We start from the raw sequence: 318 nt of genomic DNA, 5'->3' as shown, positions 1-318 counted from the left end.
CGTTCTCCATCAGTAAACGCTGGTTTTCCTTACGTAATCGAGCAAGTTCGTTTTCTTCTTCTGTTCGATTATCTTTCGCAGCGAACGAACCAGATTCACCATAGTTTTTAATCCAACGATCTAAAGCAGATGGTGTAATATCATATTCTCTGGCAATATCTGCGCGAGATTTGCCATTTTCATAAAGCTTCACTAATTGCAGTTTAAATTCGGGTGTAAAAGTTCGACGTTGACGTGTCATAGTAGCACGCTCCTTAAGTTAATAGTCTAAGTTTACATCCCCTTATTTTATCTGTCCAACTTAGTGTAGCCTATCCA

1 protein-coding gene is annotated in these 318 nt (G+C 39.0%); it reads right to left on the bottom strand.

The window, feature by feature from the left end; translation table 11 throughout:
* The coding region (locus K9V48_RS28760) for a transposase (RefSeq protein ID WP_224139100.1) at window positions 1–241 on the bottom strand (241 nt) is incomplete at its 3' end.
* Between the last annotated feature and the right edge of the window lie 77 nt (window positions 242–318).

Source organism: Metabacillus rhizolycopersici (genome assembly GCF_020075705.1).
The sequence above is the reverse complement of the archived record's forward strand: the minus strand, read 5'-3'. Positions and strand labels throughout refer to the sequence as shown.